This window comes from Lacticaseibacillus saniviri JCM 17471 = DSM 24301 (assembly GCF_001311785.1).
GTDB lineage: Bacteria > Bacillota > Bacilli > Lactobacillales > Lactobacillaceae > Lacticaseibacillus > Lacticaseibacillus saniviri.
The window spans coordinates 1-1979 of record NZ_BBBX01000053.1; the positions used below are offsets into that span (position 1 = coordinate 1).

Annotated in this window: 6 protein-coding genes; all 6 read right to left on the reverse strand. The window is 48.4% G+C overall.

Going from position 1 to position 1979, the window contains the following annotated elements; translation table 11 throughout:
- Positions 1-71: 71 nt before the first annotated feature.
- Positions 72-194, reverse strand: a complete 123-nt coding sequence (locus JCM17471_RS16170) for a hypothetical protein (protein WP_263849518.1) — start codon at positions 192-194, stop codon at positions 72-74.
- The gene (locus JCM17471_RS13025; protein ID WP_054778157.1) at positions 184-396 is read right to left on the reverse strand and encodes a hypothetical protein; all 213 of its coding nucleotides are present in this window, start codon (positions 394-396) and stop codon (positions 184-186) included. Before JCM17471_RS13025 ends, JCM17471_RS16170 begins: the two co-directional genes overlap by 11 nt.
- 69 nt (positions 397-465) lie before the next feature.
- The gene (locus JCM17471_RS13030) at positions 466-840 is read right to left on the reverse strand and encodes a hypothetical protein (protein WP_054778158.1); all 375 of its coding nucleotides are present in this window, start codon (positions 838-840) and stop codon (positions 466-468) included.
- Positions 824-1051 (reverse strand): hypothetical protein, encoded by a 228-nt coding sequence (locus JCM17471_RS13035; protein WP_054778159.1) that lies wholly within the window; start codon positions 1049-1051, stop codon positions 824-826. Before JCM17471_RS13035 ends, JCM17471_RS13030 begins: the two co-directional genes overlap by 17 nt.
- On the reverse strand, positions 1044-1592 hold the full coding sequence (locus JCM17471_RS14620) for a hypothetical protein (RefSeq protein WP_054778160.1): 549 nt from the start codon (positions 1590-1592) through the stop codon (positions 1044-1046). The genes JCM17471_RS13035 and JCM17471_RS14620 overlap by 8 nt, the downstream gene beginning before the upstream one ends.
- 121 nt (positions 1593-1713) lie before the next feature.
- Positions 1714-1979: helix-turn-helix domain-containing protein (locus tag JCM17471_RS14520; protein WP_162208402.1), on the reverse strand; the 266-nt coding region annotated here is incomplete at its 5' end.

The window sequence follows — 1979 nt, forward strand, 5'->3', positions numbered from 1 at the left end:
ACGCATCGATGCCAGCTCGCTAGTCATAAATAGCTGATACTCGCGGTCGGGGTTATCTTTTCGCCAGTCTTTTAGATACCGAACCGCTTTGAGGCGGTCGAAGCAGATTGGTGACACTCGCCGTACATTGCCTGTGCATCATCCAATGCATCAACAACATCTACCAACACGTCCTGCTTCGTATCATTGCTCATCGTCAGTCACCCCAATAAAATCAAAGTCATGTGTAATAGCTGGTAGTGCTTTTTCAATTGTCTTCTGGCCCTCCACGTCTAACTCATAGGTAACTAAATTTGCACCGTCCGTTACTTGTTTAATTCCAATAAATAGGGTATCGAGGTCAACATCATTGCTACATTGAAGCACAACTGTTTGATGTGTCATTTCATTGCTCATCGTCAGTCACCTTTTCTTTCTCACAGTCTTGCAAGCCGTAATGCTCAATCTCTGCTTCTGTGAATTGAGCTAAGTCTTCGTCAAGGTCAATTCTAAATTTATCTCCAGCATCACAAAGATCAGGGCTAAATTTTTGTAGTAGCTAGTGGCTGCATGTGGCACCTTGACGTTATACAGCGTCTCTTTCCTAATCTCCCAACCATTAGCAAGTGCCTTGTACGCGTCTTCTACTGCCATGCCTGCATCGTCTAAATTCGCAAGCAATTGCCAAGCCATGTGCTTCATTTGTCCAGTGCGAATCTCACTGTTAAGTTCTGTCAAAATGTCGGATACCTCTTGGCTCACCATGATCGGCTTAGTTTTCCCAACTAATTCAGTCACACGCCCTTTAAATGATTCAGCATAGTGCGATGCATCAATTTCGTCATCAAACAGCATTGCCATCGTCAGTTACCTCCATCACCTCATACGGGTGTGTTTTCCTGTCCGGGGCGTTTCCCAAAATGTTCCACATGTCCCCCTCGCGGGCAATTTGTTGTGCGCCATCGCGGGTCGAAAACTTGGTCGCAAACGCCTTTGAGGCTCCAAAGTCGTAGTCATCACCTTGGCGGCTATAGAACTCGCCCTTGCCGTTGGTTACCAGGTACTTAGTCATGTTCTGCCACCTCCACGGGCTTAATTGCCTTTACCCATGCTGGAGCCGAGTCGATGTTGGCCTGGGTGACAGTTGAACCGAACGTGATTGCGCTTTGTTCCTCGGCGTAGCCCTTGACCGTCCACGCGCCGGTGTGGTCTAGTACGGCGTAAGCAACAGTTCCGTCCGGCAGCTCCGTCCCTTCCATCGGCAATACATACCGTTTCGGTTCCCCGACCTCCCAGCCGAGGACGTATGCATGCATCAGGCGGTCTTCATCTGGTCGCATGTCGTTGTAAGCGTCAATAGCCTCTGCTGGGTATCCGTTCTTCTTTGCTTCCTCCAGCATCTCTGCTTCTTCTGGGCTGACGACTACCTTTTTAGGCTCCTCAATCAAAGTGACAACGTGGCCGCCGGTTTCATCAGCCACTAGTTCAGCCCGTTCCTTTTTAATCGTTGTGTTGGGACCTTCAATTTTTGATGACCACCAACCGGAATTAGCCGAAAAATCCCAAAATTTACCACTGTGGTTCTTAACCGCGTACAGTTTTTCTTCGCTCACTTTTAATACCTCCAGATTGTGTTAATGCGTTCCGACTGACTTCACATTGATTTGTTTTGCATGATTAGTCTCCTTATTGGGCCTCTCACCCCGTTCGGACGCCTAACGCCGTTGATAACGCCTAGTCAATCCGACCGGCTGACCATTGGCCTCGCTCAAGCGTGATCCCAGTGATGCGATTTTTGATCACCGTGCTTACCGGCACTTTGTAAAAGCTCTTCACGTCTTCGACCGATTTAAAATAGCGACCATAGTTATCTCGATAAATGAATGGCTTCGAGGCGTCAAGGCCGGCCTTTTTCATCTGTCTCCAGACAACACTATAGTCGATGCCAAACTGCTCAGAAATCTGTTTAGCGGTCAATCCTCGGCGCGCTAGTGCCACGA

What these genes read in the sequence shown, in the direction of transcription:
- JCM17471_RS16170 (WP_263849518.1), bottom strand. Translation starts at nt 194, where the DNA reads ATGAGCAATGATACGAAGCAGGACGTGTTGGTAGATGTTGTTGATGCA.
- JCM17471_RS13025 (WP_054778157.1), bottom strand. Translation starts at nt 396, where the DNA reads ATGAGCAATGAAATGACACATCAAACAGTTGTGCTTCAATGTAGCAAT.
- JCM17471_RS13030 (WP_054778158.1), bottom strand. Translation starts at nt 840, where the DNA reads ATGGCAATGCTGTTTGATGACGAAATTGATGCATCGCACTATGCTGAA.
- JCM17471_RS13035 (WP_054778159.1), bottom strand. Translation starts at nt 1,051, where the DNA reads ATGACTAAGTACCTGGTAACCAACGGCAAGGGCGAGTTCTATAGCCGC.